The sequence below is a fragment of the Kineococcus auxinigenes genome, from assembly GCF_050871525.1.
Lineage (GTDB): Bacteria > Actinomycetota > Actinomycetes > Actinomycetales > Kineococcaceae > Kineococcus.
The window spans coordinates 13,632-38,608 of sequence record NZ_JBKBCT010000035.1 but is presented as its reverse complement, the minus strand read 5'-3'; the positions used below and the strand labels follow the sequence as shown (position 1 = coordinate 38,608).

Below are 24,977 nucleotides of genomic sequence, written 5' to 3'. Positions count from 1 at the left end.
GGGGGGGGGGGGCGTGGGGTGGGGGGGGGGGGGCGGGGGGGGGGGGGGGGGGGGGGGGTGGGGGGGGGGGGGGGGGGGCCCCCCCCCCCCCCCCCCCCCCCGCCCAGCTGTCGCTGGCGACGGCCGCGGGCGCCGTCCTGACCGCCGCCCTGGTGGCGCTGCTGGCGCAGCGGCGCTGGCGCGGCGTCGCCGTGCAGCCCGCGTAGGCTCGCCCGCCGTGAGCACCCCCGCCGCATCCCCCGCCGCCTCCCCCGCCCGACCGACCGCCCTGGTGACGGGCGCGACCGCCGGCCTGGGGGCCGGCTACGCCGAGAGCCTGGCCGCGCGCGGGCACGACCTGGTCCTGGTGGCCCGCGACACCGCGCGCCTGGAGGAGCGGGCCGCGGGGCTGCGCGAGCGGCACGGGGTGGCGGTGGAGGTGCTGGCCGCCGACCTGGCCGACCGCGAGGCGCTGCAGCGGGTCGCCGACCGCGTCGCGGACCCCGCGCGCCCGGTGGACGTGCTGGTGAACAACGCCGGCTTCGGCCTCAAGCAGCGGCTGTTCGACGGCGACCCGGCCGACCACGAGCGGATGTTCGACGTGCTGTGCCGGGCGGTGCTGGTGCTCTCGCGGGCCGCGACCGGGGCGATGGTGCCGCGCGGGCGCGGGTACGTGCTGAACGTGGGCTCGGTGGCCGGGATGGTGCCCGGCGGCGGGCACTACTCGGCCGCCAAGGCGTACGTGATCGTGCTCACCGAGACGCTGGCAGGTGAGCTGCGCGGCACCGGTGTGCGCGCCACGGTCGTGGCGCCGGGGTACGTGCACACCGAGTTCCACGCGCGCTCGGGGATGCGCTCGGGCGGGCGCTCGCCGTTGACGCAGCGCGTGTGGCTGGACGTGGACGACGTGGTGGGCGCCTCCCTGGACGACCTGTTCGCCGGGCGGGTGGTGAGCGTGCCGACGCGGCGCTGGCGGGTGGTCTCCACGGTGCTGGACGTGGTGCCGCGCGGCGTGGTGAGCCGGGCGTGGAACGCCATGCCGGGTGGGGCGAAGCGGCGCCACCCCGGGAGCGGTCACTGACCGCCCGGGGGGAGCGCTCGAACTAGTAACACGCACAGTAGTCGTGAAGTAACATGCTGTTGTGGATCGCAGCCCCTCCGGCACGCCCAGCGGGGCCCCCGCCGACGCCGGGGAAGCCGCACGCCTGGCGGCCCTGCGCGACTACGTCGACGTCACCGCCGAGCCCCCGCGCGAGCTGCAGGCCGCGGTGCGGCTCGCCACCCGCGTCACCGGCCTGCCCAACGCCGTCGTCAACATCATCGACGAGCACCTGCAGCGCCAGCTCGCCGCCGAGGGCTTCGAGCGCTCGGAGTGCGCGCGCGAGGACTCCATGTGCGCCTACTCCATCGGCGTCGGCGGCCTCGTGCACGCCCGCGACGCCCGCCGCGACGTGCGCTTCGCCGCCAACCCCTGGGTCGACGGGCGCATGGCCGCCGTGCGCGCCTACGCCGCCGCCCCCCTGCTCACCCCCGACGGGCTCGCCCTGGGCACCCTGTGCGCGTTCGGCCTCGAGCCGCGGGAGCTGACCGGCACCCAGCGCGCCGACCTCGCCGACCTCGCCGACCTCGTGGTCTCGATCTTCGACCGCGAGCGCCGCGCCCGCCGCCAGGCCGAGGACCGCGAGGTGCTCGCGCGGGCCCGCCGGGACGCGGAGACCGCCCGTGCCCTGCAGACCGGCCTGCTCCCCGCCGCCCTGCCCCAGGACGACGTGGTGACCCTCACCCCCCGGTACCTGCCGGGCACCGACGGCGCCGAGGTGGGCGGGGACTTCTACGACGCCGTGCGCACCGCCGCCGGTCTGGTGCTCGTCATGGGCGACGTGCAGGGCCACAGCAGCGCCGCCGCGGCCCTCATGGGGCAGGTGCGCACCGCGGTGCGCGCCTACGTCAGCGAGGGCCACGAACCCTCCGCCGTGCTGGCGCGCACCAACGAGCTGCTGCTGGCCGCGGGCACCGAGCTGTTCGCCACCTGCTGCCTGCTGCGCCTGGACACCGACACCGGGGAGGTGGACGTCGCCAGCGCCGGGCACCCCCCACCGGTCGTCTTCACCCCCGGCCCGCCGCGGAGGCTGGAGGTCGAGCCCGGCCCGCCGCTGGGCGTCAGCGCCGACGCCACCTACCCGACGGCCCGGCACCGGCTCAGCGGGCACAGCCGGCTGCTGCTGCACACCGACGGCGTCGTGGACCGGCCCCGCGGGCGCGGCGACGACGGGGCGGCGGCCCTCGAGCGGGTGCTGCTGGAGCACGCCGGCGCACCCGCCGCCGAGCTGGCCGAGCTCCTGCTCGCGCCCACCGCCGGCACCCTCGCGGACGACGCCGCGCTGCTGGTGGCCGACTACGCCGGCCCCGCCCCCGGCAGCCGCGAGTCGCAGGTGGTGCTGCCCGCGGACCCGCGCGCCGTCGCCACCGCCCGGGACCACCTGCGCCTCACCCTCGACGCGTGGGGCCTGGTGCGCATCGCCGACGAGGCGGAGCTCGTGGTCTCCGAGCTGGTCACCAACGCCGTGCTGCACACCGGGTGCGGCACGGCCCTGACGGTGCGGCACGACCCGCTGGCGGCGCGGCTGTGCCTGGGCGTGGACGACAGCTCGACGTCCCACCCGCTGCCGCGGGGCGCGGGCGACGAGGCCCTCAGCGGCCGCGGCATGCACATCGTGGACGTCCTGGCCGAGCGCTGGTGGGTCAGCCCCCGCGGGGACGGCAAGACCGTCTGGGCCGAGCTGCGCGTGGCCTGACGGCGCCGCCGCCCCCGCGGCGGGTCAGTCGACGATCGCCCCCGGGTTGAGGTTGCGGCCCGGGTCCACGCCCTCGAACAGCGCCTTGACGACCTCGGCACCCGCCGGGGAGAGGTCCTCGCCCACCCAGCGCTTGTGCTCGCGGCCCACCGCGTGGTGGTGCGAGAGGGTGCCGCCGTTGTCGATGAACGCCTGCTGGATCGCGCCCTTGACGATGTCGTAGGCCTCCAGCCCGTCGCGGCCCGCGGGCGGCTGGAAGGCGAACGTGAAGTACTGGCACGCCCCGGAGTGGTAGCTGTGCGACAGGTGGCAGAAGACGAACCCCTTCGTGCCGATCTCCGCGAACGCCTTCTGGGCGGCGGCGACCACGTCGTCGTGCAGCGTCTTCAGCGTCGCCCAGGTCGAGGACGTCTCGGACACGTCGCCGTAGGCGCCGCGGTCGAGGATGAAGTCGCGGATGTAGGGGGTGTCGAACTTCTTCTGGTCGTACAGGGTGCCCGGGCCGGTGCCGACGCCGAAGCCGCCGTGGCGCTTGACGATCTCGTCGACGAGGCGCTTGCTGCGCTTGACGTGCAGCGAGGACCCCTCGAACCCGATGAACGACAGGCACATCTTCTCGAGGTCGAAGCCCTTGCCCCTGGAGGCGTACAGCTTCACGCCCTTGGACAGCAGCTGCGACAGGGCGCTGCCCTTCTTGGAGGTGGCCAGCGTGAACCGGGTCTCCATCTCGTCCGAGACGCGGGTGATGGACGGGGAGGCGTCCGAGGCGGCGATGTCGTGCATGGCCTTCAGCCCGCTGCCGTAGTCGGGGAAGAAGTACGCCTGGATGACGCGCTCCTCCGCCAGGCGGTGCACCTGCACCGTGGCCTCGGTGATGACGCCCAGGCGGCCCTCGCTGCCCAGCACCATCTCGCGCACGCTGGGACCGGCCGCCTGCACCGGCACGTTGCGGGTGGCCACCACGCCCTTGGGCGTCACCACCCGCACGGCGCGGGTGATGTCGGCGATGTCGCCGAAGCGGTCGGACTGCATCCCCGAGGAGCGGGTGGCGATCCAGCCGCCCAGGGTGGAGTGCTTGAAGCTGTCAGGGAAGTGCCCCAGCGTCCAGCCGCGCGCGTTGAGCTGGGCCTCCAGGTCCGGGCCGAGCGCGCCGGCCTGGATGCGGGCCAGCTGGGAGGTCTCGTCCAGCTCCAGCAGCGAGCGCAGCCGGCCCAGGTCCAGCGAGACGACCGGGCGGGTCTCCTCGCGCGGCGCCTCCAGGGAGCCGACGATGTTGGAGCCGCCGCCGAAGGGGATGAGCACGGCGTCCGCGTCCAGCGCCACGCGCAGCGCGGCCTCCACCTCCGCCTCGGTGCCCGGGTAGACCACCAGGTCCGGCAGGCGGCCGAAGTCGCCGCGGCGGATGCGCACGAGGTCGCGCATGGACTTGCCGTACGCGTGCACGACGCGGTCCAGGTCGTCGTCGTGGACGTGCTCGGCGCCCACGGCCCCGGCGAACGCCGCGCGCAGCTGCTCGGGCGCCTGCGAGGCGGGCACGTCCAGCTCGGACAGCTCCGGCACCCGCACCGGCGGCGCGTCGAAGTCGATCCCGGCCATCTCCCGCGCGAACGGCGCCAGCGCCGGCTTGTCCTCGTGGTGGAAGGCCACGCCCTCCTGGCCCCAGCCCCACCACTTCATGTGCTCGACCACTGCGTCTCCCGTGCTCGCGTCCCGCCGACCCGCTGCCGACCTGCTGCTCACCTGCTGCTGACGTGCTGCTGCGCCCCGCCCCCGGCGGAGGACCCCAGGAGCCTACGCGTGGCGCGAGGCCAGGAAGCGCACCGCCAGGGAGTACCCCTGCACCCCCAGGCCCGCGATCACGCCGGTGGCCACGGGGGCGGTGAAGGAGTGCCGGCGGAAGTCCTCGCGCGCGTGCACGTTCGACAGGTGCACCTCCACCAGCCCGGCGCGCAGCTCGGCGCAGGCGTCGCGCAGCGCCACCGAGGTGTGCGTCCACGCGGCGGGGTTCAGCACCACCGGGCAGCCCTCGTCGGCGGCGCCGTGCACCCACGCGAGCATCTCGTGCTCGGCGTCGGTCTGGCGCAGCTCCACCTCCACGCCCAGCTCGGCGGCCAGCTCCTGCAGGCCGGCGTCGACGTCGGCGAGGGTGGTGGTGCCGTACACCTCCGGCTGGCGCGTGCCGAGGCGGCCGAGGTTGGGGCCGTTGAGGACCAGGATGCGCAGCACGTCGCGGACGCTACCGGCCGCCGCCGACACGACCGCCCCGGCCCCGCGGGCCGCGCGAGGTGTCGGTGGCGGCTGCCAGGCTCGCCGCGTGAGCACGACGACCACCGCCGGCGGCCCCGGCGAGCAGGACGCGCCGTTCCGCTGCTTCGGCACCGGGGACCCGCTGTACGAGCGCTACCACGACACCGAGTGGGGCCGCCCCGTGCACGGCGACGCGGCCCTGTACGAGCGGCTGTGCCTGGAGGCCTTCCAGTCGGGGCTGTCGTGGATCACCGTGCTGCGCCGGCGCGAGACGCTGCGCGCCGCCTTCGACGGCTTCGACCCCGAGCGGGTGGCCCGCTACGGCGAGGCGGAGGAGGCCCGGCTGCTCGCCGACCCCGGGATCATCCGCAACCGCCTCAAGGTGCGCGCCGCGGTGCACAACGCCCGCGCCACCCTGCGCCTGGCCGAGACCGGCGCGGGCCTGTCGCGGCTGGTGTGGTCCTTCGCGCCCGCCGAGCCCGGCCCGGCCCCCGTCGAACCCGCCGACGTGCCCGCCGCCACCCCGGCCTCGACGGCCCTGGCACGGGCGCTGAAGAGCGCCGGGTTCCGCTTCGTGGGGCCCACCACGGCCTACGCGACCATGCAGGCGTGCGGGCTGGTGGACGACCACCTGGTGCGCTGCCCGGCCCGCGGCGCGGGCGCCGGGGACGTCCCGGGCTGAGGTGCGCGGCGGCCGCGTGCAAGGATTCTTCCCGTAACGGGAAACCACGGTCCCGGCGACGGAGAGACAAGAGGTGTCCTACATGGTCGATCGACAGCGAGTCGTCATCGTCGGAGGGGGCTTCGCCGGCCTGTACGCCGGCAAGAAGCTGGAGAAGCTCCTCCCCGCCAGCACGGCGGAACTGGTGATCGTCAGCCCCACCGACCACCTCACGTACAGCCCGCTCCTGCCCGACGTCACCGCCTCCGTGCTCGAGCCGCGCCACATCGCGGTCTCGCTGCGCCAGGCGCTGCCGCGTCACCGGCTGGTCGTCGGGCACGTCACGTCGGTGGACGTGGAGGCCAAGACGGTCACCATCACGCGCAGCGGGCAGGAGGAGACCGGCGACGAGACGCAGGTCCTCTCCTACGACCGCCTGCTGCTGGCCCCCGGCTCGGTCACCCGCCGCTTCCCCATCCCGGGCGTGGCGGAGTCGGCCCGCGGGGTCAAGACCATCACCGAGGCCGCGTTCGTGCGCGACCACCTGGTCAACCAGCTCGACGCCGCGGACTCGCTGCCCGACGACCCGCGCTTCGACGCCGAGCGCGCCGAGCGCATGACCGTCGTCGCGGTCGGCGCCGGCTACACCGGCACCGAGATCGTCGCCCAGACGCAGCGCTGGCTCAAGCGCGTCGCGGACCGCTGGTCGAAGATCGACGTGGACGACGTCAAGTGGCTGCTCATCGACGTCGCCCCCGCGGTGCTGCCCGAGCTCGGGCCGCGCCTGGGCCAGTACGCCCTGTCCGCGATGAAGGCCCGCGGCATCGACGTGCGCCTGGGCGTGTCCGTGGCCTCGGTCGAGGGCAACGTCATCAACCTCACCGACGGCACCCCGGTGCCCTCGCGCACGCTCATCTGGAACGCCGGCATCATCGCCAACCCGCTCATGGCCACCCTCGGCCTGCCGCTGGAGCGCGGCCGGCTCGTCGTGGACGCGCAGATGCGCGTGGCCGACGACGTGTGGGCGGTCGGCGACGCCGCCGCCGTGCCGGACCTCGCCAAGGAGAAGCCGGCCGACGGCCCGCAGCCGGTCACCCCGCCCACCGCGCAGCACGCGCAGCGCCAGGGCACCGCGGTCGGGCAGAACATCGCCGCCAGCTTCGGCATCGGGCAGGCCAAGGACTACGTCCACAAGGACCTCGGCCTGGTCGCGGACCTCGGCGGCCTGACCGCCGTGGCCAAGCCCCTCGGCGTCGAGCTCACCGGGCTGCCCGCCAAGGTCGTGGCGCGCGGCTACCACCTGTTCGCCCTGCCGAGCATGGCGAACCGGGTGCGGGTGCTCACCGACTGGGCGCTGCACGCCGTGCTGCCGCCGCAGGCGGTCGCGCTGAACCAGACGCGTCCCGAGGACGCGCTGATCACCACCGCGCAGAACACCGAGATCTACCCCAAGGCCGAGGACAAGCCCAAGGTCGGCTGACCCCTCGGACACGGCACCCGGGAACGTGACCGGGAAGGTGTCCGAGGACGTGCCGGAGGACGTGGTGGCGCAGGTCGCCGCGTTCCTCGGCACCAGCACCGCACGAGCCCGGGGGCTGGCGCGCACCGCGCTGCCCCCGGGCTTCGTGCGTGCGGTGCGGGGCGCGAGCGCCCACGGGCGGGCGGTGCTGCTCGTGGAGGGCGCCACGGACGCGGCCGTGCTCACCCCGCTGCTGCGCGGCCCGGTGGTCCTGGCCGTCGGCGGCAAGCACCTGCTGCCGGTGGCCGGAGCCGTCGCCGAGGCCCTGGGCGCCGACTGGCACGCGCTCGTGGACGGTGACGCCGACGGCTGGCGGCGCGCCGCCAACCGCGCCCGCGCCCGCGCCGTTCACCGGCGCAGCACCGCCGCGGTGCTGCGGCTGCTGCCGCCGCAGCGGTGCACGGTGCTCCCCGACGCCCTGGAGGCCGAGCTGGCGCGGTGGCCGTCGTTCGTCGCGGCGCTGCACCGGCACGGCGGGCAGCTGAGCGGACCGGACGCCAAGGACCCCGCCCGCTACGCCGCCGCGGCCGCCGAGGCCCGCGCCGCCGACGCCCCCGGACGGCTGCTGGCCCTGCACCGTCCCCCGCGCTGACCGCCCCCGGGTCCACCGCCCGCCCGGGGGCGTGGCGGACGTCAGCCGCCGAGGCGGGCCGCCAGACCGGTGGCGCGCGCCAGCGGGCGCTCCACCGCAGCGGTCACCGCCTCCACCGAGCCCACCACCCGCACCCGGTGCCGGGCCCGCGTCACGGCGGTGTAGAGCATCTCCCGGGTCGCCAGCGGCGAGCGCGCCGGCGCCGCCAGCACCGTCACCGCGCCGAACTGCGAACCCTGGCTGCGGTGCACCGTCATGGCGTGCACCGGCTCCACGGCCGCCAGGCGCGCCAGCGGCACCAGCAGCGGACCGTCCCCGCGCCCCACGGCCACCACCAGGTCGCCGCCGCGCTCCAGCACCACCCCGGTGTCGCCGTTGAAGACGCCCGCCGCCGCGTCGTTCGTCGTCACGATCACCGGCAGACCGACGTAGCGGCCGTCCGGGCGCGGGCGCACCCCCAGCTCCTCCACCGACCAGCGGTGCGCCAGCGCGCTCCACTGCGACACGCCCCGCCCGCCGCGGCGGTGCGCGCACAGCACGCGGTGCGCGTCCAGCGCCGCCAGGGCGCCCTCCGCGTCGCCGCGGCGGGCCGCGTCCACCACCTCTCGGGCGCGCGCCACGACGTCGGCGCGCACCGCCTCCAGCGCCGGACCCGCCACGGCCTCGTCCTCGGCGACCTCGCGGAACTCCACGCCGTCGCCACCGGCGCGCAGGACGTCCACGACCGCGTCGGCCCGCCCCGCGCGCACCGCCCGCGCCAGCTCGGCGATGGGACCGCCGGCGGCGAAGCGGTGCGTGGTGCGCAGCAGGGCGACGCCGCCGGCGACGGTGCCGGCCGTCCCCGCACCGGGAGCGTCCGGCGCGGGGACCTCCGGCGCGGGGGCCTCCAGCGCGGGGGCGACCAGGTCGGCCAGGACGGCACCGACCTCCACCGAGGCCAGCTGGTCGGGATCGCCCACGAGCACCAGGTGCGCCTGCGGGCGCAGCGCCGCCAGCAGCCGCGCCACCACCCCCAGGCCCACCATCGAGGCCTCGTCGACGACGACGACGTCGTGCGGGAGCCGGTGCTCGGCGTCGTAGCGGGCGCGCACCGAGCCCGGCCGCAGGCCCAGCAGCCGGTGCAGGGTGGAGGCGCTGGCCCCCGCCAGGAACGCCGCCTGCGCCGGGGTGAACACGCCCGGCGCGGCGGCCGCGGCCGTGACGGCCTCCGTCAGCCGCGCCGCCGCCTTGCCGGTGGGGGCGGCCAGCGCCACCCGCGGCGGCGGGCCGTCGCCGGCCAGGTCGTGCAGCGCCGCCAGCAGCCGGGCCACCGTCGTGGTCTTGCCGGTGCCCGGGCCACCGCCGAGGACCGCCACTCCGGAGCGCAGGCACACCTCCGCGGCGCGGCGCTGGTCGGACGGCTCGGCCTCGCCCGGCCACAACCGGTCCAGCACCTCGCGCACCCGCGCCGCGTCGTGGGTCGGCGGGTGCGCGGCGCGCCGGCGCAGGTCCTCGGCGACGGCGACCTCCAGCCGCCAGTACCGGTCCAGCCACAGCCCGTCGCCCGCGACGTGCACGGGGCGCAGCGGGCCGTCCCCGGCCGCGCCGGCGTGCGCCGGAGGCTCGTCGTGCACGGTGGTCAGCGCGCTGGCGCGCACGGCGCGCAGCCAGCCGGCCGGCTCGGGCCAGGGGGCGTCCACGACGCCGACGGCGCCGGTGTCCTCCTCGTCCTCCGGCACGACCGTCACCGGCGCCTGCTGCAGGTGCAGGACCACCGAGCCGTGCCGCACCGCCCGCACGGCCAGCGCCACGGCCAGCAGGACCCGCTCGTCGTCCTCCCCCGCGACGGCGCCCAGCCGGCGGGCGACGTGGACGTCGGCGGCGCGCAGCAGACCCAGCGCGTTGAAGTCGCGCAGCAGCCCGGTGGCGCTGCGCACCCGGGTGGCGGCGCGCTCCGCGTCCGGCACCACGTCAGGCACGGAGGCGGGGGCCGGGGCGGGCGTGCCGGTGCTGGTGCTGGTGGTCATCGGGCCCTCCCGGCCAGCAGGTCGGACAGGTCGGTCACCAGGGCGGCGGGCGGGCGCCACGACCACACGCCCGGCGGCGCGGCGGGCTCGCCGCCCGGGCCGGGCTCGGCGGGCAGGTCCGGCCCGCACATGCCGCGCAGGAACAGGTACAGCACCCCGCCCAGGTGCGCGTCGGGGTCGTAGCCCGGCTGGCGCCAGCGCAGGAACCGGTGCAGCGCCACGCAGTACAGCAGGGCCTGCAGCGGGTAGTGGGCCTGCCGCACCGCCTCGTCGAGGGCCTCGCGGCGGTAGTGCCAGGCGGTCAGGGCCTCACCGGGGCCGGCGAGGCGGTTGGTCTTGTAGTCCACGACGAGGTGGGCGGGGCCCTGCGGGCCCGGCCGGCGCAGCACGGCGTCGATGGAGCCGGTGAGGTACCCGCGCAGCACCTGCTCACCCAGCACAGGCTCCTCCAGGTCCCCGGCGTAGCGGTGCACGGGGTCGGCGGGGTCCAGGTGCTCGCGCAGCAGGCCCGCCACGTCCCCCAGCAGGGCCCCCGCCCCCTCCCCGGCCGCGTCGCCACCGCCCAGCGGCAGCTCGAAGTCCAGCTCGGCCAGCCGGTCGGCGACCGCGAAGCCCTCCAGCGCCGCGCCGCTGGCCAGCGGCCCCAGCGGGGTGCGCAGCACCGGGTCCAGCGCGTCGGCCAGGGGTTCGGCCAGCGGCCCGGCGAACTGCTCGCGCGCCAGCGCCGCCAGGTGCGGGCGGCGCTCGGCGGCCGCGGGGTCGAAGTCCTCCAGGACGGCGTGCACGAGGGTGCCGAAGCCGGCGCCGGCGGGCAGGTCCGCCAGCGGGGAGGGCACCTCGCGCCAGCGCTGCGCCAGCGGGTCCGCCGCACCGGCCGTACCGGGCGCGGCGGGCGCCTGCAGGTCGGACTCGTCGAGGGTGCCCGGCACCTCCGCCCCGGCGCGCACCACCGGGGCGTCGTGCACCCCGCGCGTCAGCCCGCTGTAGGACGTGCGCCGCCAGTGCGGGTCCACGCGCCCGCCGAAGACCGCCGGGGGCAGCGGTGCGGCGGGCGCGGGGTCGGGCAGGACCGGTGCGGGGGCGCCGTCGCCGCCGGCGCGCTCCACGGCCACCCCGGTGCCGGGAGCGGCCAGGTGCTCCAGGGCCCGCAGCACGTCGGCCTCGGCGGGCACCGGCACCGACGGCGGCGGTGCGAGGGGGTCGGGCGCCAGGAGGAGCCGGTGCAGGGGACTGGCGGCCGTGCACCGCGACGGGGCCCACCACACCAGCAGGCGCGAGACGGCGCGGGTCAGCGCCACGTACAGCAGCCGCAGCTCCTCCCCCGCACCCTCGTCGTCCTCGGCGGCGCAGGCACCGGCGTAGCCGGGGCTGCCGGCCCCGCCCACGTGCAGGGTCCGCACCGCCGGGGCCCCGGTGTGCGCCACGGGCAGGCGCTCGCGCGAGCCGGGCCCCGCCCCCGGCACGTCCCAGCCGAAGGGGACGCACACCACCTCGAACTCCAGGCCCTTGCTGGTGTGGACGGTCGCGACCTGCACGGCGGCGCGGTCGGTGTCCAGGCGGCGCGAGCGCTCGGCGTCCACGTCGCGCTCGGCGCCGTCCACCCGCGCCCGCAGCCACGACAGCAGCCCGGCCGGGCCGCGCTCGTGCGCGGCGGCCTCGGCGTGCAGCACCTCGCACACGTGCCGCAGGTCCGTCAGGTGCCGCTCACCGCCGGTGGTGGCCAGCAGCCGCGCCGGCAGGTCGTGCTCCTCGGCGACCGCGGCGAACAACCCGGCCACGCCGCGCTCGGCCAGCACCGCCGTCCACGCCCGCAACCGCACGGCGGCGGCGTCGGTGGCGCGCTCACCGCCGGCGTCGAGGTCGTGGGCGGTGGACCCCACGAACGCCGACAGGGCCAGGCGACGCACCCGCGCCGTGCGGTGCGGCTGCTCCAGCGCCTCGAGCAGCACCAGCCAGTCCCGGGCGGCCTCGGTGCCGAACACGCTGGGGCCGCGGCTGAGCACGCACGGCACCCCGGCGTCCTGCAGCGCCTCCTGCACCAGGCGCGCCTGGGTGCGGGTGCGCACCAGGACGGCGACGTCCCCGGCGGCCAGCGCCCGCCCCGGGGAGCCGTCGCGGGGGCGCACCTCGTACCCGGCGCCGAGCACGGCGGCGACCTGGGCGGCGACGTCGCCTGCCACCGCCGCCCGGGCCCGCGCCAGCTGCGGCAGCCCGGCGCGGTCGGTGGGCAGGCCGGCACGGGGCAGCACCCGCAGCCGCAGCGGCGCCGGGTCCTCCTCCCCCGCGGCGTCCACGAGGGCGGCGCGCTCGTGCGCGGCGCGCACCTCGTGCACGACGATCCCCTCCTGGCCCAGCGCGGCCCCGCGCAGCAGCGCCTGCACGCCGCCCAGCAGGGCGGGGTCGCTGCGCCGGTTGACGTCGAGGGTGGCCTCGTGGTCGGCGGCGTCGCGCGCGGCGAGGTAGCTGTGCACGTCGGCGCCGCGGAAGGCGTAGATCGCCTGCTTGGGGTCGCCGACGAGCACCAGCGGCCGCACCCCGTGGAACGCCAGGCGCAGCACGTCCCACTGCACGGCGTCGGTGTCCTGGAACTCGTCGACGAGGACCACCCGGTAGCGCCGGCGCAGCCGCTCGCGGGCGACGGCACCGCTGACGGGCGCGGCCAGCGCGTCGCGCAGCCGCGCCAGCAGGTCGTCGAAGCCGAGCACGCGCCGGGCGGCGCGGCGGCGGGCCGCCTCGGCGCGCACCGCGGCGGCGAAGCGCACCCGCAGGTCCGCCGGGGAGCGCGGCGCCCGCTCGGCGGGTTCCAGGCGGGCGTCGGCGCGCGCGACGGCCGCGCGCGCGATCCGCAGGGCGCAGTCGCGGTCGAAGGGCAGCGGCTCGCGCACCGCCCAGCGCAGGTAGAGGTCGTCGCTGACCTCCTCCACGAGGTCGGACAGGTCCTCGACGAGCGCGGCGGCGGGGTCGACGTCGGCGGCGGTGCCCAGGCCGGTGAGGACCTGCTGGCAGAAGCCGTGCACGGTGGTGACGGTGGCGGCGTCGAAGGAGGCCAGCGCCGTGCCCAGGCGCTCGCGGCGGGCGGCGACCTCGGCGGGCGGCCCCGCGGCCAGGTGGCGCACCACGTCGTCGCCGTGCGCGGCGGCGGCCCCGGGGTCGGCCAGGGCGTCGCGGGTGCACAGCAGGCGCTCGCGCACCCGGCTGCGCAGCTCACCGGTGGCGGCCCTGCCGAAGGTGACGACGAGGACGTCCTCCACCCGGGCGGCACCCTCGGCGACGTAGCGGGTGACGAGGCCGGCGACGGCGTGGGTCTTGCCGGTGCCGGCGCTGGCCTCCAGCACGGTGGTGCCGGTGGGCAGCGGGCCGGTGGGCAGCGGGCCGGTGGGGTCGAAGGCGCTCACGCGGTCTCCCGGTGCCGTGCGGCGAGCAGGGGCTGCCAGACGCGGCGGGCCAGCTCGGCGAAGGTGGCGGGGGTGCCCGGCGGGGCGCCGGGCGGCGGTGCCCAGGCGAGCAGGTCGCCCACGGGCACGGTGCCGCCCCACAGCAGCCGGTGCTCCTCCTCGGCGTCCTCGCGCGGCCAGTCCCACCCGGACTCCCACTCGCGGGCCGCGGCGTCCGCGCAGGCCTGCGCGGAGGCGCCGCGCGCGGCGGCCGAGGCCCACGCCCCGCCGGTGGCCACCGGCAGCGGCAGCGGCAGGCTCAGCCCGGTGCGGCGCAGGGCCAGCAGGTCCTCCATCGCGCGGCGGGCCTGCTCGCCGGGCACCGGCCCCAGGCGCACGACGGCGGTGCTGCCGCGCTCGCCGCGCCCGACGACGACGGCCGCGCGGGGGGCGCCGGGCTCGGCCAGGGTCAGGGCCAGCAGCTCCACCCAGGCCCGCAGCTCCTGCTTGGCCTTCAGGCGCGAGTAGGTGACGGTGACGGCGGCGGCGGCCGGGCCGCCGCCGGCGGGGCGCACCCCGCGCACCACGCCGCTCAGGCGGGTGCCACCCACTTCCACGTCCACCTCGGCGGTGCGGGCGGCGGCCGCGGTCCACGGCGCGGCGGCGCTGACGAGCTGCTCGACCGAGCCGCCGACGCGGCGCAGCACGGCGGTGCCCAGCAGCCCGGGGGGCAGGGCGCCGCGGGCGCCCTCCGCGCGGGCGACGTCCGCGGCGGGCACGCCGGCCAGCCGGGCGGCCAGGCAGCGGTCGCCGACGGCCCACTCGGCCAGCCCGTCCAGCTGCACGGGCAGGGCGTCGGCGGGCTCCTCCTCGCGGGTGTCGGCGGCCACGTCGAGGCGCTGGCGCAGGAAGCCGCGCGCGGGGTGCTGCCAGAAGCGCACGAGCGCGTCGAGGTCCAGCTCGGCCGGGCCGTCGGCGGGCGGGGCCGGCAGGGCGCGGTCGAGGAACGGGCCGGGCGGGCGGGTGCCGGCCGCGGCGGCCAGGGCCCCGGCGCGGGCGGTGGCGTCGAAGCTGAACGCGCCCTCCCGGCCCAGCGCGCCGGCGGTGAAGTTGCGCGCGTCGGTGGGCTGCAGGGGGTGGTGCACGAGGACGCGCTCGCGCACGCGCGGTCCGCCCGCAGGGCCCAGGGCGTCCAGGGCGTCCAGGAGCTCGCCGACGGGCACGGCCGGCGGCAGGGCGGCGCCGGTGCGCACGTCCCGGCCGCTGCACAGGACGAGCAGGTGCTCGCCGGCGGCCAGGACCGCGTCCAGGAACGCCTGGCGGTCCTCGCCGCGCGGGTCGCGGTCGCCGACGTGCGGGTCCCGCTCCAGCGGGTCGTCGCCGTCGGGTGCGCCGGCGCGGGGGAAGGCGCCGTCGTCCATGCCCAGCAGGCACACCACGCGGTGCGGCACCGCGCGCAGCGGGCCGGGCGGGCACACGGTCATCGCACCGGTGCGGAAGGGCACCCGGGCCGCTCCCCCGCCCAGCCGCTGCGACAGCAGGGCCGCGGCGTCGGCCAGCTCCACGGGCGCACCGCCGGCGCGGGCGGCCCGCTCGCGCACCCCGCCCAGCTCGCGGCGCACCTGCGCCTCCCACCAGGCGGAGTCGGCGGGGGCGGCGCCCAGGTCGAGCACGCCCTCCAGCAGCGCGTCGCACCACTGCGCGACCGGCTGCCGGCCGGTGAGCCGGCCCGCGGCCGCCTCGAGGCGCTCCAGCAGCTCGGCGAAGCGGCCGGCCAGGTCCACGCGGCTGGACTCCACGTCGGCCAGCGGCACCACCGGGTCCTGGTGCCCGGCGGAGGGCAGCAGGTCCCCGCCGAGGGCGACACCGGCCAGGACGCGGTCCAGCCCGGTGCGCCAGGACCCCTGCCGCACCTCTCCCAGCCGCCAGGCGCGCCGGTGCTCCGGGCCCAGCCCCCAGTGCACGCCGGCCTCGACGGCCCAGCGACGCAGCTGCTCCAGCTCCTCCTCGTCGAAGCCGAAGCGCAGCCGCACCGGTTCGGCGGCGGCCAGGTCGAGCACGTCGGTGGCGGTGGCGCGGCCGGCGGCCAGCTCCAGGAGCCGGGCGGCCAGGGCCAGCAGCGGGTTGGCCTGCAGCGGGGAGCGGTCGGCCACGGACACGCGCAGGGCGGCGCCGGGGTGGCCGTCCGTGGCGAAGACGGCGCTGAGGACGGGGGCGTAGGCCTCCACGTCGGAGCACACCACCAGCACGTCGCGCGGCTGCAGGGTGGGGTCGGTGTCCATCAGGCCGAGCACGGCCTCGCGCAGCACCTCCACCTGGCGGGTGCGGCCGTGGCAGGCGTGCACCTGCACGGAGCGGTCGGCCGGTGGGCCGACGGGGTCCGGTGGCGACGCGGGGGCGGTGGGGTCGTCCTCGGCCAGCGCCCGCTGCAGGTGGCCCAGCAGCGTGGTCGGCCCGCCGGTGGGCTGGTCGGGGTGACGGGCGCCGGCGTGCAGGGTGTCGGTGTGCCCGGGGGCGAGCGCGGCCAGCCGCACCTGCAGCTCGCGCACCTCCCGCGAGCAGGACCGCAGCAGCGGGTGCCGCACGAGGGCACCGGCCTGCGCCTCCCAGCGCTCGCGCGAGGTGCCGGCGCCGTCGCCCCCGCCCGCCGCCCGGGCGTGCGGGGCCAGGGCGTCCCACAGCCGCGGCGAGGGGTGCGGCAGCCACAGGTGCACCTCGCGGTGCTCGGCCAGCGCGGCCAGGAGCGCCAGGTGGGCGGTGGCCAGGGGTGCGACGGCGAACACGCCGAGCCGGGCCGGCACCCCGGGCAGGGGGGTGCCGGCGCGCAGCTGCGCGCACGCCTCGTCGAGGAGCTCGGCGGGCGCGGGGGCGCCGACGCGCTCGCGCACGCGCCGGTACACCTCGGGCCACCAGCGCAGGTCGGCGGGCAGGTCCGCGCCGGCGCCCGCGTCGGTCGCCCAGCGGGCGAGCAGCGCCGGGCGGGAGGTGCCGCAGCGCGCCAGCAGGGCGGCCAGGCGCGTGGCGACGCCGACGCGCCCGGCCCGCGGGGCGCCGCCGGTCGCACCGCCGGGCCCGGCGTCGTCGGTGCCGGGGCGCAGGTGGTGGCGCAGGACGGCGAGGGCGTCGTCGGCACCGGCGGGTTCGGCGGCGACCTCGTCCAGGACCTGCAGCAGGTGCCAGGGCAGGGCGTCGGCGTCCCAGCGGGCGGCGGCGTCGGCGTGCCGCGGGCCGAGGCCGGCCACGACCTCGTCGAGGAGCGCACCGGTGCCGCGGAAGTCGACGCGTGCGCAGATGCCGTCACCGGCGCCGGGATCGGCGGCACCGAGGTGGTGGGACAGCCGCTGCGCGATCCAGCGCTCGGTGCCGGGCGCGCCGACGGCCAGCAGCTCGGGGGCGAACGGGTCGGCGCCGGGAGCGGGTGCGGCGAGGAGCCCGGCGAGCGCCGTGACCAGGTCCTCGGCGCGCCTCGAGCGGTGGACGTGGAGCACGGCCCCTGTCTACCCGACGCCGCCGACAGCGCCCCGGGCGGCCGGTGGGGCGCTCAGAACCGCCGGTTCAGGGCGCGGCGGCGCACCAGCCGCTCCACGCGGTCGAACTCCCGGCGCAGCGGCGTGGAGCAGAACTCGCCGAAGGTGACGCCGGCGGCCAGGGCCAGCGCGGTGCCCAGGGCCTCCACGAGCATCCCCAGCCCGGCGGAGGTGCCGCCGCCGACCAGCGTGAAGATCGCGCGGTAGGTGGCCAGGCCGGGCAGCAGCGGGACGATGCCGCAGACGGAGACGACCAGGCCCGGCACCCGCCAGCGCCACGCCGTGCCCTCGGCGAGCAGTCCCACGAGCAGCGCCGCCACGCCGGCGGCGGCGACGGGCCCGGTGCCGGCGGCGGTCGCGGCGGCGGCGACGGCCGAGGCGGTGCCGCCGGCGAGGGCGGCCAGGCCGACGGCGCGGGCGTCGGCGTAGCCGGACACCGCCCACGCCAGCGCGGCCGCGGCACCGGCGAGGACCTGCACGAGCACGGGCGGCGTCTCGGTGGGCGCGAAGGTGAGGGTGAGGGTGACGCCGGCCCGCTGGCCGAGGTCCAGGACGAGGGCGATGCCCAGGACGAGGCCGGCGGTGAGCACGACCGTCTCGAACGCGCGGGCGCCGGCGGTGACGTAGAAGCCGGAGATGGCGTCCTCGGCGGAGCCCACCAGGGACAGCCCGGCGAGCAGCACCACGATGCCGGAGCCGACCACGAGGGAGGGCGGCAGCACCCCGATCCAGCTGGGCAGGTGCTCCTGCCACATCAGCAGGCCCAGCGCGACGCAGGTGGCCAGGGCCGCCCCGGCGACCTGCTGGAAGAACGCGGGCAGCCCGCGGCGGTTCAGCACGAACAGCAGCGCCTGCAGCGCGGCGGTGGTGGCGGCCGCCGCCGCGGCCACGGGCCAGCCGCCGCCGAGGACGACGGCCACGGACACGGCCAGGCCCACCGCCCCCATCGAGGCGACGGCGCCGCGGTAGGGGCGCCGCGACGAGAGCAGCCGCCGCAGGCGGGTGTCGAGCTCGGCGGGGTCCAGGCCGGTGCCGGCCTCGTGGGCCAGCTCGTAGAGGGCGGCCAGCCGGGAGTAGTCGGTGCCGCGCACGTGCACGACGCGCACGTCGGTCAGCGGGAAGCCGTCGGCGCCGGCGGTGGCCACGACGACGGCGGTGAAGGTGATGTCGACCTGGGTGTGGTGCAGTCCCGCGCCGGCGGCGGCGCGCAGCGTCAGGGCGGTGACGTCGGCGGCCGAGGCGCCGCAGGACAGCAGCGCCTCGGCCATCCGGGTCAGCGCGCGCAGCGCCTCGAGGGCCTGCTGCTGCTGCAGGGCGACGTCGGCGGCGGGGGCGTCGGCCCCGGCGGGGACGTGGCCGGCGAGCCTTCCGGCGAGCCGGGCCAGACCACCGCGGACCGTCCCGGTCAGAGCGCGGGCGGGCCGGCCGCGTCCGGGCAGGAGCAGAGGCACGCCCCGACGCTACCCGGCCCGCGAGGTCTTGCGCGCCACCCCCGCACCCCGACCACCTCCCGCCGTGATCGTGCGACGTTGAAGGTTCAACAGTGCTTGATCACCGCGGAGGACGGGGCGGCTCAGCAGAGCAGGGCGAGGTCGGTGACGACGACGGCGGGAGCCTCCTCGCAGCCGACTCCGGCGGTGCCCAGGGACACGACCTCCCACGCGCCGGCGACGTGGTGCAGCACGACGGTGGCCGGGTCCAGGGCCGCCGGGTCGGCCGGCTCCAGCACGGCCGCGGCCCAGGCGGGGTCGCTGTCGGCGGTGCGCACGTCCGTGACGGCGTAGGCGTCGGCGGGGACGCCGGCGGCCTGCGGGCTGGCGGCGACCGCGAGCGTGATCTCCTGCGCGGTCTCGGCGGGCGCGGGGCCGGCCGCGGCGGGGGTCGTGGCGGCGAGCAGCGCGAGGGCGCCGGCAGCGGGTGCGCCCAGGGCCAGGGCGGTGCGGCGGGTGCGGGTCACGGGACCTCCTCGATCGCGGGTCGCGTCACCGGTGCGGGCTCCTCCCGCACCGGCGCGACACCCGTTCGACGTCCGCGGGGCGCCGCCGGTTGCACGGGCGCGGGGATCGGCACGGCGCCCGCACAGCTCCCTCACACGTGGGTCCCGGCGATCTCCCCGAGGTCGCCCGAGCCGGCCTCGCGCCGCCGGCGGGCGTCCAGGTGCCGCACCACGGGCGCGGCGCTGGCGCCGTGCACCAGCACCGACAGCGCCACGGTGAACCCGACGGCCGCCCACAGCCGGTCGGCGGGGAACCGCCCCTCCCCCAGCGCCCAGGAGAGGTAGAACAGCGAGCCGACGCCCCGCACGCCGTAGGCGGCGATGACCGACCGCTCGCGGGGACCGCCGCGGGTGCCCAGGAGGCTGACGTAGCCGACCGCGGGCCGGATCACCAGGACCAGCAGGACGCCGACGGCGGCCAGCTGCCAGGTGAGGGCGGACAGCAGGCCGTCGGCGAGGGCGGCTCCCAGCAGCAGCAGGAGCCAGGAGGTGAGCATGCGCTCGACCTGCTCCACGAACCCGTGGGCGACGCGGTGCGCGCCGTGGGAGCGCTCGGCCGAGCGGATGGTGCAGGCCGCGACGAACACGGCGAGGAAGCCGTAGCCGTGCAGCAGCTCGGCGAGGCCGTACGCGAGGAACGTGACGGCGAGCGCCGTGAAGCCCTCCACGTCGTCGGCCAGGCGCAGCGACGGCAGCGCGGAGCGGAAGAACATCGCGCCGAGGAGCTTGCCGACGCCCAGGCCGACGGCCACGCCGACGACGGTGCGCAGCAGGAGGTCCTCGGCGGCCCAGCCGCCGAGCGCGCCGGCGGTGGCGCCGGCGGTGGCGAGCACGACCGCCAGGTGCACGACGGGGAAGGCGGCACCGTCGTTGAGACCGGCCTCGCTGGTCAGGGCGAAGCGCACCTCGTCCTCGGTGCCCTCGTCGTCGGCGGGCTCGCCCACCTGCACGTCGCTGGCCAGGACGGGGTCGGTGGGGGCCAGGGCGGCTCCCAGCAGGACGGCCGCCGCGACGGGCAGGCCGGCCAGGACGTTGCCGGCGAGGGCGACCAGCGCGATGGTCAGCGGCATCGCCACGAGGATGAGCCGCCACGTGCTGGCCCACCTGCGCCAGCCGACGGGGCGGTCCAGGGCCAGGCCGGCGCCCATCAGCGAGATGATGACGACGATCTCGGTGACGTGCGCGGTGACGGCCTCGTGCTCCATGGGCTTCACGGCCGGCAGGCCCGGCACGAGGCCCAGCAGGACACCGCCGGCGAGGAACGTCATGGGCAGGTTGACCGGCAGCCGGTCCACCACCCTGGGGAGCATCGCGGCGACGAGGGCGCTGGCCCCGGCGAGGGCGAAGAGGACGGCGTAGAGCACGGGGTTCCCGTCGTGGGGTCGAGCGTCGTGGGACCGAGCGCGGTGGGCTGGGGCGGGGGTGCGGACGGCCCGCCGCGGGTCCGTGGTGGACCCGCGACGGGCCGGGTGCTCGGGGTGGTCGAAGTGCGGTCGGGTCAGCGACCGAGGCCGGCGCGGTCCACGCGGCGGTGGAAGCGCATGCCGGCCAGGCCACCGAGGATCGCGCCGACGAGGGCGACGACGACGGCGCCGATGAGCGTCAGCACGGACTCGGCGGTCAGCGAGCCGAGGTCGGCGGGGATGCGCGGGAAGCTGTTCAGGCTCCCGAGGACGTCGTAGGAGCTGCCGGCGACGGCGGCCAGGACCGCGACGACGATCGCGACGACGATGGCCCACGCCCACACGGCCACGCCCTGCTTGGCGCCGTTGAAGCGGGCCATGCGGCCGGCGACGTAGCCGCCGCAGAAGTACGCGACGAGCAGGACCACGAGCAGCGCGATCGCCCCGGCGAGCCCGATGGCGCCGGCGTTGCCCTGCGCCTGGTCGGCGATGGTGCCGACGGCGTCGGCGGGGGTGCCGCTGGTGGTGGCCAGCCCGATCGCGGTGCCGGTGGCGGCGATGAGGGCGGTGAGCAGGACGGCGGTGCCGGTGGCGGTGAGCCAGCCGAAGAACGCGGCGCCGACCTTGACCCCGCCGAAGGCGTCCTTCTCGCGCTGGACGACCTCCTTGCGGTTCAGCGTCGGGCCGTGCTCGACGCTGAGGCGGTCGGGCGCGGGGGACGTGGTGGACTGCTGGGCGGGCCGGCCGTTCGGCCGGGCGCTGCTGGCGCCGTCGCGGGGGGCGTCGGCTGCGTGCGATCCGTCGCTCGGGGTGCTCACGAGGGCCTCCAGGGTCTGAGCCGCGCACCGGGAGTCCCCCGGCACTCCTCGAGTGTTGCCGCGGCCCGCGGGGGCGGCCACTCGAAGCAGGGCCGGGTCAGCGGGTGCCGAGCAGCTCCCCCAGGTCCCGGCACAGCTGCCGCGAGGCGCGGTCCGCGGACGCGGAGACGGGTGCCGCGCCGAGGAACCCGTGCACGAGGTCGTCGTAGCGGCGCAGCACCACCCGCACCCCGGCGGCGGCCAGGGCCTCGGCGTAGGCGGTGCCCTCGTCGCGCAGCGGGTCGAAGCCGGCGACGCCGACGACGGCGGGCGGCTGCCCGGCCAGGGACGGGGCGTCCAGCGGGGCGAAGCGCACGTCGGCGGGGTCGCCGCGGTAGTGCCCGCCGAACCAGCGCATCGCCTCGGCGTCCAGGAAGGGCGCGTCGGCGTTCTCCCGCACCGAGGGGAACTCCCGCCCTCCCGCGACGGCCGGGTAGACGAGCAGCTGGGCGGCCAGCCCCCGGCCCGCGGGCGACTGCGCGGCCACCGCCGCGAGGTTCCCGCCGGCGCTGTCGCCGGCGACGGCGACGCGCTCGGGGTCGCCGCCCAGGCCGGCGGCGTTCTCGCGCACCCAGGCGGTGGCGGCGACGGCGTCGTCGGGGGCGGCCGGGAACGGGTGCTCGGGCGCCAGGCGGTAGGCGACGGACACGACGACCGCGCCGGACTCGGCGGCGAGCATGCGCGCCTGCCCGTCGTGGGTGTCCAGGTCGCCGGTGACCCAGCCGCCGCCGTGGAAGAACACCACCACGGGCGGGGCGGTGCCGTCCTGCGCCGGCTGCGGCCGGTACAGGCGGGCGGGCAGGTCCCCGGCGGCACCGGGCACGGTGGTGTCCTCGACGGCGGCGACCGGCCCCCACCGGTCGGGGTCCACGTCGGCGCCGGTGAGGCTGCCGCCGCTGCGCACCTGCGCGGGGGTCAGCGCGCTCAGCGGGGGCAGCCCCGCGGCGGCGAAGCGCCGCACGACGTCGGCGATCTGCGGGTCCAGCTGCGTCACGGGTGCTCCGTCCCTCCCGGGCGCCCGGGCGGCGCCGACGGCGGCCCAGTCTGCGCGCCCGGCACCGGGCGCGCGCGGGGACGGGTCGTCGGGTCCGTGTCACACCCGGGCCCGCCGGATCGTCAGGTGGTCGTCGGCGCGCGCCGCGCGCCCGGGGAGCGGAGGAGGACGACGTGAGGGTGGCGGTGGCCGGGGGGACCGGTCTGGTGGGCGGGCTCGTGGTGGCGCAGCTGGGCGCGGCCGGGGTGGAGGCGGTGCCGCTGGCCCGCTCCCGCGGCGTGGACCTGGTGTCCGGGCGCGGCCTGGACGCGGCGCTGCGCGGCGCGGACGCGGTCGTGGACGTCTCCAGCACGGCGGGCGCGTCGCGGCGCGCGTCGGTGGGCTTCTTCGCCGCGTCCACGGCGAACCTGCTGGCGGCGGCGCAGCGCGCCGGGGTGCGGCACGTGGTGGTCCTCTCGGTCGTGGGCGCCGACGTCGTCGACCTGGGCCACTACCTGGGCAAGCGCCGCCAGGAGGAGCTGCTGGCGGCGGGCCCGGTGCCGTGGACGCTGCTGCGCGCGACCCAGTTCCACGAGTTCGCGCAGCAGCTGCTGGAGCGGGTCCCGGGCCCGCTGGTGCCCGTGCCGGTGGCGCCGTACCAGCCGGTGGCGGCGCGCGAGGTCGCCGCCCACCTGGTGGAGCTGGTGCGGCGGCCGGCGGCGGGGGTGGTGCCGCCGATCGCCGGCCCGGAGGTGCTGCGGTCGCCGGACGCGGTGCGCCGGGTGCTGGCGGCGCTCGGCCGGCGCCGGCTCGTCGTGCCGCTGCGGGTGCCGGGCCCCACGGGCCGGGCCCTCGCGGCCGGGGCGCTGCTGCCGGCGGGTCCGCACGTCGCCGGTACCGTCACGCTCGCCGAGCACCTGGAGGAGCCGTGCTGACGCCGCACCGCGACGACACCACCGGGGAGAGCACCGGGGAGAGCACCGGGGAGCGCGCCGAGGAGCTCGCCCGGCAGTGGGTGCGCCAGCGCGGCAGGCTCGTCGGCGTCGCCTACGCGGTGCTCGGTTCGCGCGCGGAGGCCGAGGACGTCGTCGCCGACTGCTGGCTGCGCCTGGTGGGCGCCGACGCCGCGGAGCGGGTGCGCGACGTCGAGGCGTGGGCGACGGTGGCGGTGGCCCGCCGGGCGCTGGACGTGCTGCGCTCGGCGCGCTCGCGCCGGGAGAGCTACGTCGGCCCGTGGTTGCCCGAGCCCCTGGTCACCGGCGACCCGGTGGCCGGCGGCGCGGCGGCGGGCGACCCGGCGGACCGGGTCACCCTGGACGAGCGGGTGAGCTACGCCCTGATGGTCGTGCTGGAGACCCTCACGCCCGCCGAGCGCACGGCGTGGGTGCTGCACGAGCTGTTCGGGGTGCCCTTCGCGGACGTGGCGCGCGCCGTCGGGCGCAGCCCGGCGGCGGTGCGGCAGCTGGCCGGCCGGGCCCGCGCCCACGTCGTCGCGGGCGCGGGCCGCGTCGAGGTGGACCCGGGCGAGCACCGCCGGGTCACCGCCGCGTTCCTCGCGGCGACCGCCGGCGGCGACCTGGAGGCGCTGCTGGCGCTGCTGGACCCCGCCGTCGTGCTCACCAGCGACGGCGGTGGCGTCGTGAGCGCCGCGCGCCGCAGCGTGCACGGCGCCGACCGGGTCGCCCGGTTCCTCGCGGGCCTGGCCCGCAAGCACCTCGACGGGGCGGTGGTGCGCGTCGTGCGGGTCAACGGCGGGCCGGGCTTCGCGGTGGCGGACGCCTCCGGGCCGGTGCTGGTCGGCGCCCTGACGGTGGTGTCGGGCACCGTGCGGCGCGTCGACCTGGTCCTGGCCCCCGCCAAGCTGCCCACCGAGCTGCCCACCGACCCGCCGCCGGCGCCGACGGGGGCGTGAGCCGCCTCAGCCCGAGCGCTCCAGCAGCGTGACGACCTCGACGTGCTCGGTCTGCGGGAACATGTCCAGCACCCGCGCGCGCACCGGCCGCAGCGAGGGCATCGCGGCCAGGTCGGCGGCCAGGGTGACGGGGTTGCAGCTGGAGTAGACGACGTGCCGGACGCCGGAGCGCTCCAGCCACCCGCGCAGCTCGGCCCCGATCCCCCGCCGCGGCGGGTTGACGACGACGAGGTCGGGGGCCTCGGCGGCGTCCAGCGCGAAGCGGGTGGCGTCGCCGGCGAGGAACCCCACGTCCCGCAGCCCGGCGGCGCGCGCGGCGGAGCGGGCGCTCTCGACGGCCTCGGCGCTGACCTCCACGCCGGTCACGCGCCGGCCGGGGGCGGCGCAGTGCAGGGCGAAGCCGCCGACGCCGCAGTACAGGTCCCACACGTCGGCGGGGGCAGCCTCGTCCACCCACTCGGCGACCTGCGCGTACAGCGCCCGCGCGACGGGCGAGTTGGTCTGGAAGAAGCTCTGCGGGCGCAGGTCCAGGTCGACGGCGCCCATCGGCATCGGCAACGTGGTGCGCTCGGTGAGCGGGACCTCCTCCTCGCCCTCGACGACGGCCCTGTGCTCGGGCAGCAGGTTGGCGGTCACGACGACGGCCTGCGGCAGCTCGCGCTGCAGGTTCGGCAGCTCACGGCGCAGCGCCCCCACCCGCTGCCGGGAGCGCAGCACGAAGCGGACCATGAGCTCACCGGTGGGCGACTCGGTGACGAGGACGTTCTTCAGCTCCCCGCGCCGGGTCGGCACGTCGTAGGGCTCCAGCCCGGCGCGGGTGATGGACCTGGCGATCACCGGCAGCGCGGCGCGGATGCCCGGCGTGCACACCCCGCAGCGGCGCAGGTCCACGCCGCGCCCGCCGGCGTCCAGGATGCCGAGGGTGGGGCGGCGCACGGTGCCGCCCACCACCATCTTCGCCTTGTTGCGGTACCCGGACTCGGCGCTGCGCACCGCGGGCAGCCACTGCAGCATGGGCTGCTCCCCCAGCAGTTCGCGGCAGCGCTGCTCCTTGGCCTCGACCTGACGCGGGTAGGGGGTGCTCATCAGGGTGCACGAGCGGCACGCGCCGGCGTCGGAGTAGGAGCACTGCACGG

General features: G+C 78.2%; 18 protein-coding genes. 7 read left to right on the top strand and 11 right to left on the bottom strand.

What is annotated here, in order from left to right; translation table 11 throughout:
- Positions 1 to 217 precede the first annotated feature (217 nt).
- Together ACRYR9_RS11310 and ACRYR9_RS11305 are read left to right on the top strand one after the other, a co-directional pair.
- Positions 218 to 1,060 carry an SDR family NAD(P)-dependent oxidoreductase gene (locus ACRYR9_RS11310; RefSeq protein ID WP_432495714.1) on the top strand — a complete coding sequence of 281 codons (843 nt, stop codon included), beginning with the start codon at positions 218 to 220 and terminating at the stop codon, positions 1,058 to 1,060.
- Between the two features lie 61 nt (positions 1,061 to 1,121).
- A complete protein-coding gene (locus ACRYR9_RS11305) occupies positions 1,122 to 2,774 on the top strand; it encodes an ATP-binding SpoIIE family protein phosphatase (RefSeq protein WP_432495716.1) in 1,653 nt (550 codons plus the stop codon).
- Between the two features lie 24 nt (positions 2,775 to 2,798).
- On the opposite strand, the gene ACRYR9_RS11300 is transcribed toward ACRYR9_RS11305, so the two are convergent.
- Positions 2,799 to 4,463 carry an FAD-binding oxidoreductase gene (locus ACRYR9_RS11300; RefSeq protein ID WP_432495718.1) on the bottom strand — a complete coding sequence of 555 codons (1,665 nt, stop codon included), beginning with the start codon at positions 4,461 to 4,463 and terminating at the stop codon, positions 2,799 to 2,801.
- A gap of 102 nt (positions 4,464 to 4,565) precedes the next feature.
- The gene (aroQ, locus tag ACRYR9_RS11295; protein WP_432495791.1) at positions 4,566 to 4,997 is read right to left on the bottom strand and encodes a type II 3-dehydroquinate dehydratase; all 432 of its coding nucleotides are present in this window, start codon (positions 4,995 to 4,997) and stop codon (positions 4,566 to 4,568) included.
- Between the two features lie 91 nt (positions 4,998 to 5,088).
- Here aroQ and ACRYR9_RS11290 point away from each other — a divergent pair, with 91 nt between their 5' ends.
- From ACRYR9_RS11290 to ACRYR9_RS11280, 3 genes are all read left to right on the top strand, one after another.
- A complete protein-coding gene (locus ACRYR9_RS11290; protein WP_432495721.1) occupies positions 5,089 to 5,703 on the top strand; it encodes a DNA-3-methyladenine glycosylase I in 615 nt (204 codons plus the stop codon).
- 82 nt (positions 5,704 to 5,785) lie between these two features.
- Entirely contained in the window at positions 5,786 to 7,162 is a 1,377-nt protein-coding gene (locus ACRYR9_RS11285; RefSeq protein WP_432495723.1) for an NAD(P)/FAD-dependent oxidoreductase, read from the top strand.
- Positions 7,163 to 7,187: 25 nt separating this feature from the next.
- Positions 7,188 to 7,793 (top strand): hypothetical protein, encoded by a 606-nt coding sequence (locus ACRYR9_RS11280; protein WP_432495726.1) that lies wholly within the window; start codon positions 7,188 to 7,190, stop codon positions 7,791 to 7,793.
- A 41-nt stretch (positions 7,794 to 7,834) separates the two neighbouring features.
- Here the strand turns inward: ACRYR9_RS11280 and recD are convergent, their stop codons facing one another.
- The 8 genes from recD to ACRYR9_RS11240 all read right to left on the bottom strand — a co-directional run bounded on the left by recD (position 7,835) and on the right by ACRYR9_RS11240 (position 21,950).
- Positions 7,835 to 9,799 carry an exodeoxyribonuclease V subunit alpha gene (gene recD / locus ACRYR9_RS11275; protein WP_432495729.1) on the bottom strand — a complete coding sequence of 655 codons (1,965 nt, stop codon included), beginning with the start codon at positions 9,797 to 9,799 and terminating at the stop codon, positions 7,835 to 7,837.
- On the bottom strand, positions 9,796 to 13,194 hold the full coding sequence (locus ACRYR9_RS11270; RefSeq protein WP_432495732.1) for a UvrD-helicase domain-containing protein: 3,399 nt from the start codon (positions 13,192 to 13,194) through the stop codon (positions 9,796 to 9,798). The genes recD and ACRYR9_RS11270 overlap by 4 nt, the downstream gene beginning before the upstream one ends.
- Positions 13,191 to 16,661: an exodeoxyribonuclease V subunit gamma gene (gene recC, locus ACRYR9_RS11265; RefSeq protein WP_432495734.1), complete on the bottom strand. Its 3,471-nt coding sequence runs from the start codon at positions 16,659 to 16,661 to the stop codon at positions 13,191 to 13,193. Before recC ends, ACRYR9_RS11270 begins: the two co-directional genes overlap by 4 nt.
- A 53-nt stretch (positions 16,662 to 16,714) precedes the next feature.
- Positions 16,715 to 18,151: a threonine/serine exporter family protein gene (locus tag ACRYR9_RS11260; protein ID WP_432495736.1), complete on the bottom strand. Its 1,437-nt coding sequence runs from the start codon at positions 18,149 to 18,151 to the stop codon at positions 16,715 to 16,717.
- 122 nt (positions 18,152 to 18,273) lie between these two features.
- On the bottom strand, positions 18,274 to 18,657 hold the full coding sequence (locus ACRYR9_RS11255) for a hypothetical protein (RefSeq protein ID WP_432495738.1): 384 nt from the start codon (positions 18,655 to 18,657) through the stop codon (positions 18,274 to 18,276).
- Between the two features lie 131 nt (positions 18,658 to 18,788).
- Positions 18,789 to 20,060: a cation:proton antiporter gene (locus ACRYR9_RS11250; protein ID WP_432495740.1), complete on the bottom strand. Its 1,272-nt coding sequence runs from the start codon at positions 20,058 to 20,060 to the stop codon at positions 18,789 to 18,791.
- 134 nt (positions 20,061 to 20,194) lie between these two features.
- Positions 20,195 to 20,917: a hypothetical protein gene (locus ACRYR9_RS11245; protein ID WP_432495743.1), complete on the bottom strand. Its 723-nt coding sequence runs from the start codon at positions 20,915 to 20,917 to the stop codon at positions 20,195 to 20,197.
- Positions 20,918 to 21,014: 97 nt separating this feature from the next.
- On the bottom strand, positions 21,015 to 21,950 hold the full coding sequence (locus tag ACRYR9_RS11240) for an alpha/beta hydrolase (RefSeq protein ID WP_432495745.1): 936 nt from the start codon (positions 21,948 to 21,950) through the stop codon (positions 21,015 to 21,017).
- Between the two features lie 173 nt (positions 21,951 to 22,123).
- Between ACRYR9_RS11240 and ACRYR9_RS11235 the strand changes: the two genes are divergently transcribed.
- Together ACRYR9_RS11235 and sigJ are read left to right on the top strand one after the other, a co-directional pair.
- Positions 22,124 to 22,864, top strand: a complete 741-nt coding sequence (locus tag ACRYR9_RS11235; protein WP_432495748.1) for an SDR family oxidoreductase — start codon at positions 22,124 to 22,126, stop codon at positions 22,862 to 22,864.
- Positions 22,858 to 23,841 (top strand): RNA polymerase sigma factor SigJ, encoded by a 984-nt coding sequence (sigJ, locus tag ACRYR9_RS11230; RefSeq protein ID WP_432495750.1) that lies wholly within the window; start codon positions 22,858 to 22,860, stop codon positions 23,839 to 23,841. Before ACRYR9_RS11235 ends, sigJ begins: the two co-directional genes overlap by 7 nt.
- 6 nt (positions 23,842 to 23,847) lie before the next feature.
- On the opposite strand, the gene rlmC is transcribed toward sigJ, so the two are convergent.
- Positions 23,848 to 24,975 (bottom strand): 23S rRNA (uracil(747)-C(5))-methyltransferase RlmC, encoded by a 1,128-nt coding sequence (gene rlmC / locus ACRYR9_RS11225; protein WP_432495753.1) that lies wholly within the window; start codon positions 24,973 to 24,975, stop codon positions 23,848 to 23,850.
- Positions 24,976 to 24,977 lie beyond the last annotated feature (2 nt).

Coding starts and splice junctions, on each gene's coding strand:
- ACRYR9_RS11285 (WP_432495723.1), top strand. CDS start 5,786: ATGGTCGATCGACAGCGAGTCGTCATCGTCGGAGGGGGCTTCGCCGGC.
- recD (WP_432495729.1), bottom strand. CDS start 9,799: ATGACCACCAGCACCAGCACCGGCACGCCCGCCCCGGCCCCCGCCTCC.